The following is a 16,902-nucleotide window of genomic DNA, read 5'->3' as shown; positions in this document are numbered from 1 at the left end:
CCCGCCCCCTCCAACGACTCTGACTTTCTGGCTTCTGTACAAGGGATGCACGCATGAACGAGGAAAAGCTCCGGTACTTCCTGAAGCGGGTGACGGCCGATCTCCACGAGACGCGCCGTCGGCTCCAGGAGGTCGAGTCGGAGGAGCAGGAGCCGATCGCGATCATCGGGATGAGCTGCCGCTACCCGGGGGACGTCGAGTCGCCCGAGGACCTGTGGCGGCTGGTGTCCGAGGAGACCGACGCGATCTCCCCGTTCCCGACGGACCGGGGTTGGGACACGGGGCAGCTCTTCGACGCGGACCCGGACGGGCGGGGAACCAGCTACGTGCAGGAAGGCGGCTTCCTGCATTCGGCCAACCGGTTCGATCCGGAGTTCTTCGGGATCTCGCCGCGCGAGGCCGTGGCGATGGACCCGCAGCAGCGCCTGCTGCTGGAGACCTCCTGGGAGGCGCTCGAGCGGGCCGGCATCGACCCGACCTCCGTGCGCGGCAGCCGGACCGGTGTGTTCACGGGCGTCATGTACCACGACTACGCGTCGCGTCTGCGCGCCGTACCCCCGGAGGTCGAGGGCTACCTCGGCACCGGCGGCTCCAGCAGCATCGCGTCCGGCCGCGTCTCGTACACCTTCGGTCTCGAAGGTCCGGCGCTCACCGTCGACACGGCCTGTTCCTCCTCCCTCGTCACGCTGCACCTGGCCATGCAGGCCCTCCGCAAGGGCGAGTGCTCGCTCGCCCTCGCGGGTGGCGTCACCGTCATGCCGACCCCCGGCACCTTCACCGAGTTCAGCAAGCAGCGAGGCCTGTCCTTCGACGGCCGCTGCAAGTCCTTCGCGGACGCCGCCGACGGCACCGGGTGGGGCGAGGGCGCGGGCATGCTGCTCGTGGAGCGGCTGTCCGACGCCCAGCGCAACGGTCACCGCGTGCTGGCCGTCGTCCGTGGTTCCGCCGTCAACCAGGACGGTGCCTCGAACGGCCTGACCGCCCCGAACGGTCCTTCGCAGCAGCGCGTCATCCGCCAGGCCCTGGCCGACGCGCGGCTCACCGCCGCCGACATCGACGTCGTCGAGGCGCACGGCACGGGTACGACCCTGGGCGACCCGATCGAGGCACAGGCGCTGCTGGCGACGTACGGCCGGGAGCACACCGAGGACCGGCCGCTGTGGCTCGGCTCGGTCAAGTCCAACATCGGGCACACGCAGGCGGCCGCCGGGGTCGCCGGCGTCATCAAGATGGTCATGGCGATCCGGAACGGCCGGATCCCGAAGACGCTGCACGTGGACGCGCCGTCGACCAAGGTCGACTGGTCCGCGGGCGCCGTGTCGCTGCTGGACCGGACCGTGGAGTGGCCGGAGACCGGCCGCCCGCGCCGCGCCGCCGTGTCGTCGTTCGGCATCAGCGGCACCAACGCGCACACGATCATCGAGCAGGCCCCGGTAGCGGCGCCCGCCGAGGTCGCTGAGCCCGCCGATTCGACCGAGCCCGCCGATTCCGCCACCGGCATCGACACCGCCACCGAGGAGCCCGGCGGCCAGGAGGCGCGGCGCCGCGCCGTCGTGCCGCCCGTCGTGCCGTGGCTCGTCTCGGCCCGCACCGAAGACGCGCTGCGGGCACAGGCCGAGCGCCTGCTCACCCACCTGCGCGCCCACCCCGACCAGCGGGCGCAGGACGTCAGCCGCACCCTGGCCACCGGCCGCGCCGCGCTCGAACACCGCGCCGTCGTCGTGGCCGGCGACCGGGATCAGGCCCTCGCCCACCTCGCCGCGCTCGCGTCGGGCGACACCGCCACGGCCCAGGCCGTACGCGGTGTGGCCGGGGCGCGCGGCAAGACGGCGTTCCTCTTCACGGGGCAGGGCAGCCAGCGCCTCGGGATGGGGCGAGAGCTGCACGAGGCCTATCCGGTGTTCGCGGATGCGCTGGACGCGGTGTGCGCCCAGCTGGACCCGCACCTCGAACTGCCTCTGAAAAAAGTCCTGTTCGGGGATGACGCGGCGCTGCTGGACGAGACGCGGTTCACCCAGCCGGCGCTGTTCGCCGTGGAGGTGGCCCTGTTCCGGCTCGTCGAGTCCTGGGGTGTGAAGCCCGACTTCCTGTCCGGTCACTCCATCGGTGAGATCGCCGCCGCGCACGTCGCGGGCGTCCTCTCGCTGGAGGACGCGTGCACGCTGGTGGCGGCCCGCGGCCGCCTGATGCAGGCCCTCCCCGCGGGCGGGGTCATGATCGCGCTGGGGGCCTCGGAGGACGAGGTCCTGCCGCTGCTCACCGACCGGGTGAGCATCGCCGCCGTCAACGGCCCGCGCTCGGTGGTCGTCGCGGGTGACGAGGACGCGGCGGCCGCCGTCGCGGAGTCGTTCGCCGACCGCAAGACCAAGCGCCTCACCGTCAGCCACGCGTTCCACTCGCCCCACATGGACGGCATGCTCGACGCCTTCCGCCAGGTGGTCGCCGGGCTGACCTTCGAGACCCCGCGCATCCCGATCGTCTCGAACCTCACCGGCGCGCTCGTCTCGGACGAGATGGGTTCGGCGGAGTTCTGGGTCCGCCACGTCCGCGAGGCGGTCCGCTTCCTCGACGGCATCCGCGCCCTGGAGGCCGCCGGAGCCACGACGTACGTCGAACTCGGCCCCGCCGGTGTGCTGTCCGCGATGGCGCAGTCCTGCCTGGCCGACGGCACCGGCCCGGTCGCCTTCGTCCCGGCCCTGCGCAAGGGCCGCTCCGAGGCGGCAACCCTCACCACCGCCCTCGCCGAGGTCCACGTACGCGGGATCGCCGTCGACTGGCACGCCTTCCACTCCGACACCGGCGCCGAGCAGGTGGACCTGCCCACGTACGCCTTCCAGCGCGAGCACTACTGGCTCGACGCCGGATCCCTCGGCGGGGACGTGACCACCGTGGGCCTCAGGTCCGCCGACCACCCGTTGCTGGGCGCCTCGGTCTCCCTGGCGGACGCCGACGGGCTGCTGCTCACCGGGCGCCTGTCGCTGACGACGCACCCCTGGCTCGGCGACCACCGGGTCATGGGCTCCGTCCTGCTGCCGGGAACGGCATTCGTCGAGCTGGCCCTGCGGGCGGGTGAGCAGGTCGGCTGCGACCTGGTCGACGACCTCACGCTCGCCGCTCCGCTGGTGCTGCCCGAGGAGGGCGGCGTCGAGCTCCAGATCTCCGTCGCGGCACCTGACGCGTCCGGCCGACGATCGGTCGTCTTCCACTCCCGCGACGACCGCGCGGCCGACCACGAGCCGTGGATCCGGAACGCGACCGCGCTCCTGGCCGAAGGCGCGGGCGACACCCCCGGCTTCGACCTCACCGAGTGGCCGCCGGCCGGGGCGGAAGCCGTCCCCGTGGAGGGCCTGTACGAGGGCCTCTCCGACTCCGGTTTCGGGTACGGGCCGGCCTTCCAGGGGCTGCGGGCCGCCTGGCGCCGTGATGAGGACGTGTTCGCCGAGGTCAGCCTCGACGACGAGACCGAGCCGGGTGCGGAGTCGTTCACGATCCACCCGGCGCTGCTGGACGCGGTTCTGCACGGCATCGGGCTGGGTGCGCTGGTGGAGGACACCGGCCAGGGTCGGCTGCCGTTCTCGTGGTCCGGTGTGGTGGTGCATTCCGTCGGTGCGGACACCGTGCGGGTGCGGCTCTCGCGGGCCGGGCGGGAAGCGGTGCGGCTGGAGATCGCCGACGCGGAGGGTGCGCCCGTCGCGTCGGTGGACAGTCTGGCGCTGCGCACGTTCTCGCCGGAGCAGCTCGGCCGGCAGACCGGCGCTCTCGGGGACTCGCTGTACCGCGTGGCCTGGACGGAGGTGGCGTCCGGCGAGTCGTCCGGTGACTGGCTGATGCTGGGCGAGGGTCCGCAGGTGTTCGCGGATCTCGCCGGGCTGGCCGTGGCCGTGGCCGAGGGCGGTGAGATTCCGGCGGCGCTGGTCGTGCCGTGCCTGGAGGCGGCCGCCGAGGACCTGGCGGGCGCGGTGCACGCGGCGACGGGTCGGGTGCTGGAGCTGGTGCAGGGGTGGCTGGCCGACGGGCGGTTCGCGGATGCGCGTCTGGTGTTCCTGACGCGGGGTGCGGTGGAGGCCGTACCGGGCGAGGGCGTGTCGGACCTGGTGCACGCCTCGGTGTGGGGTCTGGTGCGTTCCGCGCAGTCGGAGAACCCGGGCCGGTTCGTCCTGGTCGACGTCGACGCCGGGGGTGACGTCGAGGCAGGGCTGTCGGCGGCGCTGGCCTCGGGCGAGTCCGAGGTGGCGGTACGGGGTGGCGCGCTGCTGGCGCCGAAGCTGGTGCGTGCGTCGCTGGCCGCGGTCGCGACCGCGGGGTGGGCCACTGAGGGCACGGTGCTGGTGACGGGAGCGAGTGGTTCGCTGGGCGGGCTGTTCGCCCGTCACCTGGTGACCGGGCACGGTGTGCGGCGTCTGCTGCTGGTGAGCCGCCGGGGTGAGGCGGCCGAGCTGTCGGCGGAGCTCGCCGGGCTGGGTGCCGAGGTGTCGTGGGCGGCGTGTGACGTCGCCGACCGGGAGGCGCTGGCGGCCGTACTGGCGGGCATCCCCGCGGAGCACCCGCTGACGGCGGTCGTGCACACGGCCGGTGTCCTGGATGACGGTGTGGTCGGCTCGCTGACCGCCGAGCGGCTGTCGGCCGTGCTGCGGCCGAAGGTGGACGCGGCCTGGAACCTGCACGAACTCACCCGGGATCTGAACCTCTCCGCGTTCGTACTGTTCTCGTCGGCCGCCGGTGTGTTCGGCGGCGCCGGACAGGCCAACTACGCCGCCGGCAACACGTTCCTGGACGCCCTCGCCGCCCACCGCATGGCGCAGGGTCTGGCTGCCACGTCCCTCGCCTGGGGCCTGTGGACCGGCGTCGGTGGCATGGGCGGTGACCTGGCCGACGGCGACCGCGACCGCATGAACCGCGGCGGCGTGGGCGCCCTCGCGCCGGAGGCCGGCCTCGCCCTCTTCGACGCGGCCTGCGCCGCCGAGCAGCCGCTGCTCGTGCCGGTGAAGCTGGACATGGCAGCCCTGCGCGCCGCGGCGAGCGGCGGCATGCTCCCGCCGCTGCTGTCCGGCCTCGTCCGGATGCCGGCCCGCCGGGCAGCCCGGGGAGCCGGCGGCGCGTTCGCCCGGCAGCTCGCCGCCCTGCCGCAGGACCAGCAGGCCGGCGCCGTCCTCGGGCTGGTCCGCGGCCAGGTCGCGGCCGTGCTCGGCTTCGCCGGGCCGGAGGCGGTGGACCCGGCGCGGTCGTTCAGCGAGGTCGGCTTCGACTCGCTGACCGCCGTCGAACTCCGTAACCGCCTCGGCGCCGCCACCGGCGTCCGGCTGCCCGCCACCCTCGTCTTCGACTACCCGACGCCCACCGTCCTGGCGGAGTACCTGCACGCCGAGCTGCTCGGCGGTCAGGAAGCGGACGCGGCCACGGTCGCCGTCGCCGATCACGACGACGAGCCGATCGCCATCGTTTCGATGGCCTGCCGCTTCCCCGGTGACGTCCGCTCGCCCGAGGACCTGTGGCGGCTCGTCCGCGACGGGCGGGACGCGATCTCGGACATGCCCGCCGACCGGGGCTGGGACCTCGAAGCCCTCTTCGACGCCGACCCGGACCGGCAGGGCACCAGCTACAGCACGGCCGGCGGGTTCCTGCACGACGCGCACCACTTCGACCCGACGTTCTTCGGGATCTCGCCGCGCGAGGCCCTGGCCACCGACCCGCAGCAGCGCCTGCTGCTGGAGACCTCCTGGGAGGCCTTCGAGCGGGCCGGCATCGACCCCGCGTCCATGCGGGGCAGCCGGACCGGCGTGTTCGCGGGCGTGATGTACAACGACTACGGCACCCTGCTGCACCGGGCCCCGGAGGGCCTGGAGGGCTACATGGGGACGTCCAGCTCGGGCAGTGTCGCCTCGGGCCGCGTCTCGTACACGTTCGGCCTGGAGGGCCCGGCGGTCACGGTCGACACGGCCTGCTCCTCCTCGCTCGTCACCCTCCACCTCGCCGTCCAGGCGCTGCGCAACGGCGAATGCGACATGGCGCTCGCCGGCGGCGTGACCGTCATGGCCACGCCCGGCACCTTCATCGCCTTCAGCCGTCAGCGCGGACTTGCGACGGACGGCCGCTGCAAGCCGTTCGCCGCTGCCGCCGACGGCACCGCGTGGGGCGAGGGCGTCGGCATGCTGCTCGTCGAACGGCTCTCGGACGCCCGCGCCAAGGGCCACCCGGTCCTCGCCGTGGTCCGCGGCTCGGCGGTCAACCAGGACGGCGCCTCCAACGGGCTGACCGCCCCCAACGGCCCCTCCCAGCAGCGCGTCATCCGCCAGGCCCTGGCCAACGCGGGCCTGGCCTCCACCGATGTCGACGTGGTCGAGGCGCACGGCACGGGCACGACCCTCGGAGACCCGATCGAAGCCCAGGCGCTGCTGGCCACGTACGGGCAGGACCGGCCGGATGACCGGCCGCTCCTGCTCGGCTCCATCAAGTCGAACATGGGCCACACACAGGCCGCCGCCGGTGTCGCGGGCATCATCAAGATGGTCCAGGCCATGCGTCACGGGACCGTGCCGAAGACGCTGCACGTGGACGAGCCGTCCCCGCACGTCGACTGGTCCGAGGGCGCCGTCGAGCTGCTGACGGAGCCGGTGGCCTGGCCGGAGACCGGACGTCCGCGCCGCGCGGCCGTCTCGTCCTTCGGCATCAGCGGTACGAACGCGCACACGATCATCGAGCAGGCCCCGGACGAGGCCGCGGTGACCGCCGCCGAGACCGGTACGGAGCCGCTGCTGCCGTACGTGCTGTCCGCGAAGTCGGCGGACGCACTGAGCGCCCAGGCGGCCCGACTGCGGACCCACCTGCGGGACACGCCGGAGGCCGGAGCGGCCGACACGGCCTATTCGTTGGCCACCCGTCGCGCGGCCTTCGCCCACCGGGCGGTGGTCGTCGCCGGAGCCCGTGAGGAGCTGCTCGGCGCGCTGGCCGCGCTGGCGGACGGCGACCTGTCCGCCGCCGGGATCACGAGCGGCACCGTGGGCGCCGCCGGAGCCGGGAAGCTGGCCTTCCTGTTCACCGGCCAGGGCAGCCAGCGCCTCGGGATGGGGCGCGAGCTGTACGAGGCCCACCCGGTGTTCGCCGCCGCGCTGGACGCGGTGTGCGAACGCATCCAACTGCCCCTCGGCAAGGCCCTCTTCGGTACGGACGCAGACCTGCTGGACCGTACGGAGTACGCGCAGCCGGCGCTGTTCGCGGTCGAGGTGGCGCTGTTCCGGCTGCTGGAGTCGTGGGGTGTGAAGCCGGACTTCCTGTCCGGGCACTCGATCGGCGAGATCGCGGCCGCGCACGTGGCCGGGGTGCTGACCCTGGACGACGCCTGCACGCTGGTGGCGGCCCGTGGCCGGCTGATGCAGGCCCTGCCCGGCGGCGGCGTGATGATCGCACTCGAAGCCTCCGAGGACGAGGTCCTGCCGCTGCTGACCGACCGGGTGGCCATTGCCGCGATCAACGGTCCGCGCTCGGTCGTGGTCGCCGGTGACGAGCACGCCGCGACCGCCGTCCTGGAAGCCTTCCCGGACCGCAAGTCCAAGCGCCTCTCCGTGAGCCACGCGTTCCACTCGCCGCACATGGACGGCATGCTCGACGCCTTCCGCCAGGTGGTGGAGGGGCTCACCTTCGCCGCCCCGCGCATCCCGGTCGTCTCGAACCTGACCGGCGACCTCGTCACCGACGAGATGGGCTCGGCGGACTTCTGGGTCCGGCACGCCCGCGAGGCGGTCCGCTTCCTCGACGGCGTCCGCGCCCTCGAAGAGGCCGGGGTGACCACGTACCTCGAACTGGGCCCCGACGGCGTCCTCTGCGCCATGGCGCAGGCCTGCCTGACCGACGACACCCGTGGTGCGGCGTTCGCCCCCGTCCTGCGCAAGGAGCGTCCCGAGACGGCCGCCCTCACGGCCGCCGTCGCCGAGGCCCACGCCCACGGGGCCCCCGTCGACTGGGAGTCGTACTTCGCGGGCACCGGTGTCCGGAGCATCGACCTGCCGACCTACGCCTTCCAGCACGAGCGGTACTGGATCGACCTCCCCGTCGGGTCCTCCGCCGACGCGACCGCCGCGGGCCTGCGGCCCGCCGACCACCCCCTGCTCGGTGCCTCGGTGATGCTGGCCGACGCCGACGGCCTGCTCCTCACCGGGCGGCTGTCCGTCGCCACCCACCCGTGGCTCGCGGACCATGTGGTCATGGGCGCGGTCACGCTGCCCGGTACGGCGTTCGTCGAACTGGCGCTGCGCGCCGGTGAGCAGGTCGGCTGCGACCTGGTGGAAGAGCTGACCCTGGCCGCCCCCCTCGTCCTCTCCGAGGACGGCGCCGTCGAGCTCCAGATCGCCGTCGGGGCGCGCGACGAGGCGGGCCGCCGGCCCCTCGCCTTCCACTCGCGCGACGGCCTGGCGGCGGACGACGCCTTCTGGCTCCGGAACGCCACCGCGACCCTCGCCACGGGTGCGGAGGAGGCCCCGGTGTTCGACCTCGCGGCCTGGCCGCCGGTCGGCGCGGAGCCCGTCGACGTCGAGGAGCTGTACGAGGGCTTCGCGGAATCCGGCTTCGGCTACGGGCCGGTGTTCCAGGGCCTGCGCGCCGCCTGGCGCAAGGGCGACGAGGTGTTCGCCGAGGTCGGCCTCGGCGACGAGCAGGGCCCGGACGCCGAACAGTTCACCATCCACCCGGCGCTCCTCGACTCCGTTCTGCACGCCATCGGGCTCGGCTCCCTCGTGGAGGACACCGGCCAGCCGCGGCTGCCGTTCTCCTGGTCCGGGGTCGCGGTCCACTCCACCGGAGCGGACACCCTGCGCGTACGGCTCTCACGGGCCGGTCGGGAAGCGGTGCGTCTGGAGATCGCCGACGCCGAAGGCGTCCCCGTCGCCTCGGTTGACAGCCTCGCCCTGCGCGCCTTCTCGCCCGAGCAGCTCGGCCGGCAGGTCGGTGGCCACGGCGACGCGCTGTTCCGCGTCGAGTGGCGCGAACTGATGCCGTCGGACGCGCTTTTCGGCGACTGGGTCATGCGGGACGAGGCCGACGCGCAGGTCCTCGACGATCTCGACGCGATTCCGGGTGCGCTGGTGCTGTCGTGCCGGGAGCCCGCCGGTACGGACGTCGCCGACGCGGTGCACGCCGAGGCGGGCCGGGTGCTGACGCTGCTCCAGCGGTGGCTGTCCGACGACCGCTTCGCCGACGCGCGTCTGGCGTTCCTGACCCGCGGCGCCGTGACCGTCGCCCCGGATGACGGTCCGGCCGACCTGGTGCACGCCTCGGTGTGGGGCCTGGTGCGTTCGGCGCAGTCGGAGAACCCGGGCCGGATCGTCCTGGTGGACGTCGACGCCGACGGCGACGTGGAGCACGCGCTCTCGGCGGCCCTGGCCTCGGGCGAGTCCGAGGTGGCGGTGCGCGGGGGCGTGCTGCTGGTGCCGCGGCTGGCGCGTGCGTCGGTCGCCGGCTCCGATCCGGAGTGGGCGGCCGGCGGCACGGTGCTGGTGACGGGTGCGAGCGGTTCGCTGGGCGGGCTGTTCGCCCGTCACCTGGTCACCGAGCACGGGGTACGGCGCCTGCTGCTGGTCAGCCGCCGTGGCGACGCCGCCGAGGGTGCCGCCGACCTGTCGGCGGAGCTCGCCGGGCTGGGTGCCGAGGCGTCGTGGGCCGCTTGTGACGTGGCCGACCGTGACGCGCTGGCGGCCGTACTGGCCGGCATCCCCGCTGAGCACCCGCTGACGGCGGTCGTGCACACGGCCGGTGTCCTGGACGACGGTGTGGTCGGTTCGCTGACCGCCGACCGTCTGTCGGCGGTACTGCGTCCGAAGGTGGACGCCGCGTGGAACCTGCACGAGCTGACGGCCGGCCTCGACCTGGCCGCGTTCGTCCTGTTCTCCTCCGCCGCCGGTGTCTTCGGCGGTGCCGGTCAGGCCAACTACGCCGCCGCCAACACCTTCCTGGACGCCCTCGCGGCCCACCGCCGGGCCCAGGGCCTGGTAGCGACGTCCCTCGCCTGGGGCCTGTGGGACGAGGTGGGCGGCATGGGGGACACCCTGGACGCCGGCGACGTCTCGCGCATGGGCCGCGGCGGCGTGGTCGCCCTGACCGCCGCCGAAGGCGTGGCCCTGTTCGACAGCGCGTGCGCCTCCGGGCAGGCCCTGCTGGTGCCGGTCGGGCTGGACCTGGCCGCGCTGCGCACCGCCGCACGCGGTGGACTGCTCCCGCCCCTGCTCTCCGGTCTCGTCCGCATGCCCTCGCGCCGTGCGGCCCGGGGCGGCACGGCCGCCGGCGGTGCCTTCGCGCGCAAGCTCGCCGCGCTGCCGCAGGACCAGCGGCCGGGAGCCCTGCTGGAGCTGGTCCGCGGCCAGGTGGCCGCGGTACTCGGCTTCGCGGGCCCCGAAGCGGTGGACCCGGCGCGGTCGTTCAGCGAGGTCGGCTTCGACTCGCTGACCGCGGTGGAGCTGCGCAACCGCCTCGCGGCGGCGACGGGCGTGCGCCTGTCCGCCACCCTCGTCTTCGACTACCCGAATCCGACGGTCCTGGCGGAGTACCTGCACGTCGAACTGCTCGGCGGCCAGGGAGCGGACGTGGCCACGGTCGCGGCCTCCGTTCATGACGACGAGCCGATCGCCATCGTGGCGATGGCCTGCCGCTTCCCCGGTGACGTCCGCTCGCCCGAGGACCTGTGGCGGCTCGTCGCGGACGGCCGGGACGCCATCTCCGCCATGCCGGACGACCGCGGCTGGGACCTCGCCGGAATCCTCGACCCCGGCCAGCCGGGCGCCGACTACAGCCCGACCGGCGGGTTCCTGCACGACGCGCACCACTTCGACCCGACGTTCTTCGGGATCTCACCGCGCGAGGCCCTGGCCACCGACCCGCAGCAGCGCCTGCTGCTGGAGACCTCCTGGGAGGCGTTCGAGCGGGCCGGCATCGACCCGGCATCGATGCGGGGCAGCCGCACGGGCGTGTTCGCGGGCGTGATGTACAACGACTACGGCACCCTGCTGCACCGGGCCCCGGAGGGCCTGGAGGGCTACATGGGGACGTCGAGCTCGGGCAGTGTCGCCTCGGGCCGCGTCTCGTACACGTTCGGCCTGGAGGGCCCGGCGGTCACCGTGGACACGGCCTGCTCCTCCTCGCTCGTGACCCTCCACCTCGCCGTCCAGGCGCTGCGCAACGGCGAATGCGACATGGCGCTCGCCGGCGGCGTGACCGTCATGGCCACGCCCGGCACCTTCATCGCCTTCAGCATCCAGCGCGGCCTGGCCTCCGACGGGCGCTGCAAGCCGTTCGCAGCCGCCGCGGACGGCACCGCGTGGGGCGAGGGCGTCGGCATGCTGCTCGTCGAACGGCTCTCGGACGCCCGCGCCAAGGGCCACCCGGTCCTCGCCGTGGTCCGCGGCTCGGCGGTCAACCAGGACGGCGCCTCCAACGGCCTCACGGCCCCCAACGGCCCCTCGCAGCAGCGCGTCATCCGCCAGGCCCTGGCCAACGCCGGTCTGTCCGCCGCAGAGGTCGACGCCGTCGAGGCGCACGGCACCGGTACCACGCTCGGCGACCCCATCGAGGCGCAGGCGCTGCTGGCCACCTACGGCCAGGAGCACACGGACGAGCAGCCGCTGTGGCTCGGCTCGATCAAGTCCAACGTGGGCCACACGCAGGCCGCCGCCGGTGTCGCGGGCGTCATCAAGATGGTCCAGGCGATACGGCACGGCGTCCTGCCGAAGTCCCTCCACGTCGACGAGCCCACCCCGCACGTCGACTGGTCGGCGGGAGCGGTCTCGCTCCTGGAAACGGCCACCCCCTGGCCGGAGACCGGGCGCCCGCGCCGCGCGGCCGTCTCGTCCTTCGGTATCGGCGGCACCAACGCGCACACGATCATCGAGCAGGCCCCGGACGAGGCCGTGGTGACCGCGGCCGAGACCGGTACGGTGCCGGTGCTGCCGTACGTGCTGTCCGCGAAGTCGGCGGATGCCGTGGGCGGACAGGCGGCCCGCCTGCGCACGTACCTGGAGGGCGCGGCCGGGCTCAGGTCCGCCGATGTGGCGCTCTCCCTGGCCACCACGCGGGCCGTCTTCGACCACCGCGCGGTGGTCGTGGCCGGTGACCGGCAGGAGCTGCTGCGCGGTCTGACCGCGCTGGAGGACGGGGCCGCGGCCGCCGGAGTGACGCGCGGCGCGGCGGGCACCGGGAAGACGGCGTTCGTCTTCCCCGGTCAGGGCTCGCAGTGGGTCGGCATGGCGGTGGGCCTGCTGGAGTCGTCCCCGGCGTTCGCCTCGCGGATCGACGAGTGCGCGAAGGCACTGGAGCCCTTCACCGACTGGTCGCTGACCGACGTCCTGCGCGGCCTCGAGGGCGCGCCCACCCTCGACCGGGTGGACGTGGTCCAGCCGGCCTTGTTCGCGGTGATGGTGTCGCTGGCCGAGGTGTGGCGTGCGGCGGGCGTGCGTCCGGCCGCGGTGATCGGGCACTCGCAGGGCGAGATCGCGGCCGCCTGCGTCGCCGGGATCCTCTCCCTCGAGGACGCGGCCCGGGTCGTGGCCCTGCGCAGTCAGGCCATCGGCCGTGTGCTGGCAGGTCTGGGCGGCATGGTCTCCGTGCCCCTGCCGGCCGCCGCGGTCCGTGAACGCATCGCCCCCTGGGGCGAGCAGCGGATCTCGGTCGCCGCGGCCAACGGTCCCTCCTCGGTCGTGGTGTCCGGTGAGGTCCAGGCGCTGGACGAGCTGCTCGCCGCGTGCGAGGCCGACGGGATCCGTGCCAAGCGGATCGCCGTGGACTACGCCTCGCACTCCGCGCAGGTGGAACTGCTCCGGGACGAGCTGGCCGAGCTCCTCGCCCCGATCGCCCCGCGCACCGCCGAAGTTCCGTTCCTGTCGACCGTCACCGGTGAGTGGGTCGAGGGGCCGGAGCTGGACGCCGGCTACTGGTTCCGCAACCTGCGCCGGACCGTCGAGCTGGAACAGGCCACCCGCACCCTCCTCGACCAGGGCTTCGGTGTGTTCGTCGAGTCGAGCCCGCATCCGGTGCTGACCGTCGGCATGCAGGAGACGGCCGAGGACGCCGGCCGCGAGGCCGCCGTGCTCGGTTCCCTGCGCCGCAACGAGGGCGGCCTGGAACGCTTCTGGCTCTCCCTCGGCGAGGCCTACGTCCACGGCGTGACCGTCGACTGGGACGCCGTCTTCGCAGGTACCGGCGCCCAGCGCGTCGACCTCCCCACCTACGCCTTCCAGCGCGACCGCTACTGGATCGACGTGCCCGCCGGCCAGGTCGGCGACGTGGCCTCGGCCGGGCTGGGGTCGGCCGGGCACCCGCTGCTCGGTGCGGCCGTGGAACTGCCCGACTCGGACGGTTTCCTGTTCACGGGGCGCCTGTCGCTCCAGAGCCACCCCTGGCTGGCCGACCACCGTGCGGCGGACACCGTCATGCTGCCCGGCACTGCCTTCGTGGAGCTCGCGCTGCACGCCGCCCGGCGGGCGGGCGCCGACTACGTCGAGGAGCTGACCCTGGAGGCTCCGCTGGTGCTGCCCGAGCAGGGCGCGCTCCAGCTCCGCCTGTCGGTGGCCGCGCCCGACGAGGCGGGACGGCGCACGCTGCACGTCCACTCGCGACCCGAGACCGGCGACGACGACGGGGCGCGGGGCCAGGAGGTGCCGTGGACGCGGCACGCCGGCGGTGTGCTCGGAGCGGCGGACGCGCCGACCGCGCCGCGGGTGTCGGGGCCCGAGGTCTGGCCTCCCGCAGGAGCCGAACCGCTCGAGGTGGCCGACCTGTACGAGCAGTTCGCCGCCATCGGGTACGCGTACGGCCCGGCCTTCCGCAACCTGCGGGCGGCCTGGCGCAGCGGCGACGAACTGTTCGCCGAACTCGCGCTGTCCGAGGGCCCGCAGGCCGACGCCGCGCACTTCGGTGTGCACCCGGCGCTGCTCGACGCGGGGCTGCACGGCCTCGCGCTCGGCTCCTTCCTCGCCACCGGGGACGACGCGCCGGGCGACGGCGACCGGATCCGGCTGCCGTTCTCCTTCACCGGCGTCGGCCTGCACGCGGTCGGGGCGGGCGCGCTGCGCGTGCGGCTGGCCCCCGCGGGATCCGGAGCCGTGTCCCTCGCGGCCTTCGACGAGCAGGGTGAGCCGGTCGTGTCGGTGGAGTCCCTGCTGCTGCGGGAGCTCGACCCGACCCGGCTGCGTTCGGCCCTGCCGACCTTCCACGAGTCGCTCTTCCGGCTGGAGTGGCCCGCGCTGGCCGTGACCCCCGCCCCCACGAGCGGGCGCTGGGCCGTGGTCGGGACCGACACCCTGGGGCTGGAGGCGACGTTGCGGGGTGCGGGCATCACCGCCGACGTCTACACGGACCTGGACGTGCTCGCGGCCGTGGTGGCGGCCGGCAAGCCGCTGCCGGACACCGTGCTCGTCTCGTACGCCGCGACCGGCACGGACCGTACGGAGGACACGGCGGCCGGCATCGCCGGAGCCGCCCGGCAGGCCGCCCACGACGCCCTGGGCCTCGTCCAGAGCTGGCTGGCCGACGAGACCCTCGCCGGGGCCCGCCTGGCGGTGGTCACCCGCGGCGCGGTCGAGGCCCGGCCGGGCGAGGGCGTGGCGGATCCGGCCCACGCTTCGGTGTGGGGCCTGCTGCGGTCCGCGCAGTCGGAGAACCCCGGCCGGTTCCTGCTGCTCGACCTCGACGACGACGGCGCGGCGGAGCTCGCCCCGCTGCTCACGGCCGCCCTGACGAGCGGAGAACCCCAGCTCGCCGTCCGGGCGGGAACCCTGCACGCCGCCAGGCTGGCCAGGGTCCCCGCCACCCGCCCGGAGACGGACGCCGGGGTCCAGGTTCCGGTCGCCGCCGCGCTCGACGCGGACGGCACCGTCCTGATCACCGGCGGCACCGGAGTGCTCGGCAGCCTGCTGGCCCGGCACCTCGTGACCGAACGCGGTGTGCGGCACCTGCTGCTGACCAGCCGGCGCGGTCCCGCCGCCGCCGGCGCCGCGGAACTCGTCGCGGAACTCGCCGCGCTGGGCGCCGAGGCGGCCGTCGTCGCCTGTGACGCGTCCGACCGGGAGGCGCTGGCCGCGCTGCTGGCCGGCATCCCGGCCGAGCACCCGCTCACCGCCGTCGTCCACACGGCGGGCCACCTCGACGACGGGCTCGTACCGTCCCTGACCCCGGAGCGCATCGACGCGGTCATGCGGCCGAAGGTCGACGCGGCCCTCCACCTGCACGAGCTGACCCGTGACCTGGACCTCGCCGCGTTCGTCCTGTTCTCCTCGGCGGCCGGTACGCTCGGCAGCCCCGGGCAGGCCAACTACGCGGCGGCGAACGCCTTCCTCGACGCCCTGGCCCAGCGCCGGCGCGCGGCGGGACTGCCCGCGGTGTCACTGGCCTGGGGGCTGTGGGAGCAGCGCAGCGAGATGACCGGCGACCTCACGGACGCCGATGTCCAGCGGATGGCGCGCGCCGGACTGGCCCCGCTCTCCTCCGAGGAGGGCCTGGCCCTGTTCGACACGGTGAGCGAGCTGACCGGCACGGGCACCGGCACCGTCTTCGTCGCCATGCGGCTGGACACCGCACCCCTGCGGGCCCAGGCGGACGCCGGGGGTCTCCCGCCGCTCTTCCGGGGACTTGTGCGCGGGGGCCTGCGCAGGGCCGCCGCCCACGGGGTCGCCGACGCGGCGGCGTCCGCCGCCGCACGACGGCTCGCGGGCCTGTCGGCGCTGCCGGAGGAGGAGCAGGAGCGGGTGCTGCTGGAGGTGGTGCGTGCCACGGCCGCCGCGGTACTCGCCTATCCCTCGCCCGACGCGGTGGGGGAGTCCCAGGAGTTCCTGGAGCTCGGCCTGGACTCGCTGACCGCCGTCGAGCTGCGCAACCAGCTGAACGCGGCGACGGGCCTGCGACTGCCGGCCACGTTGCTCTTCGACCACCCGACCCCGCTCCTGGTCGCCGCCCGGCTGCGCGCCGAGCTCGCCGGGGTCCCGGGCGGCCCGGCCGGGTCCGACGGTGCGGCCGGGCAGGACGGCGAGGACGGTGCCGGAGTCTTCGGTGCCATGCTCCGGGAGGCGGGGACGCAGGGTGCGTCAGGTCAGTTCATGGAACTGCTCATGCAGGCGTCGCGGTTCCGGCCGTCGTTCGCCTCGGCGGCCGAGCTGCGCAAGGCGCCGAGCCTGGTGCGGCTCTCGCGCGGCGGGACGCGGCCCGGACTGGTCTGCTTCTCCTCGATCCTGTCGATCTCGGGCCCGCACCAGTACGCCCGGTTCGCCTCCGCGTTCCGTGGCCGGCGGGACGTCCACGCGATGGCCGCGCCGGGCTTCCTGCGCGGGGAGCAGCTGCCCTCGACCGCCGAAGCGGTGATCGAAGCCCAGGCCGAGGCGGTGCTGCGGCACGCGGAGGGAGAGCCGTTCGTCCTGCTCGGGCACTCCTCGGGAGGCATGCTCGCCCACGCGGTGGCGGGCCGGCTGGAGAGCGCCGGGGTCTTCCCGGAGGCCGTGGTCCTCGTCGACATCTACTCGCACGACGACGACGCCATCATCGGCATCCAGCCCGGGCTGTCGGAAGGGGTGGACGAGCGGCAGGGCAGCTACGTCCCGGTCGACGACAGCAGGCTGCTCGCGATGGGCGCGTACTTCCGGCTGTTCGGCGGCTGGAAGCCGGAGGCCGTGAAGGCGCCGACGCTGCTGGTCCGGGCGCAGGAGCAGTTCTTCGACTGGAAGCGGTCGGCGACCGGCGACTGGCGTTCGTACTGGGACCTGGAGCACACGGCCGTGGACGTGGAGGGCAACCACTTCACCATGATGGAGCAGCACGCCACGACGACCGCGGGAGCCGTCGAGGAGTGGCTGGACGCCACCGTGTGAGGCCGGTCCGGTGACGTGAAAAGGGCCGGGCCCCACCCCCCAGGGGGTGGGGCCCGGCCCTTTTCACGTC

Annotated in this window: 1 protein-coding gene; it reads left to right on the top strand. The window is 74.4% G+C overall.

The window, feature by feature from the left end:
• Nucleotides 1–53: 53 nt before the first annotated feature.
• On the top strand, nt 54–16,832 hold the full coding sequence (locus tag ACXNSR_RS02830) for an SDR family NAD(P)-dependent oxidoreductase (RefSeq protein WP_458640543.1): 16,779 nt from the start codon (nt 54–56) through the stop codon (nt 16,830–16,832).
• The last annotated feature ends 70 nt before the right edge of the window (nt 16,833–16,902 follow it).

This window comes from Streptomyces sp. NC-S4, assembly GCF_054353315.1.
This window is presented reverse-complemented; position numbering and strand designations above follow the sequence as displayed.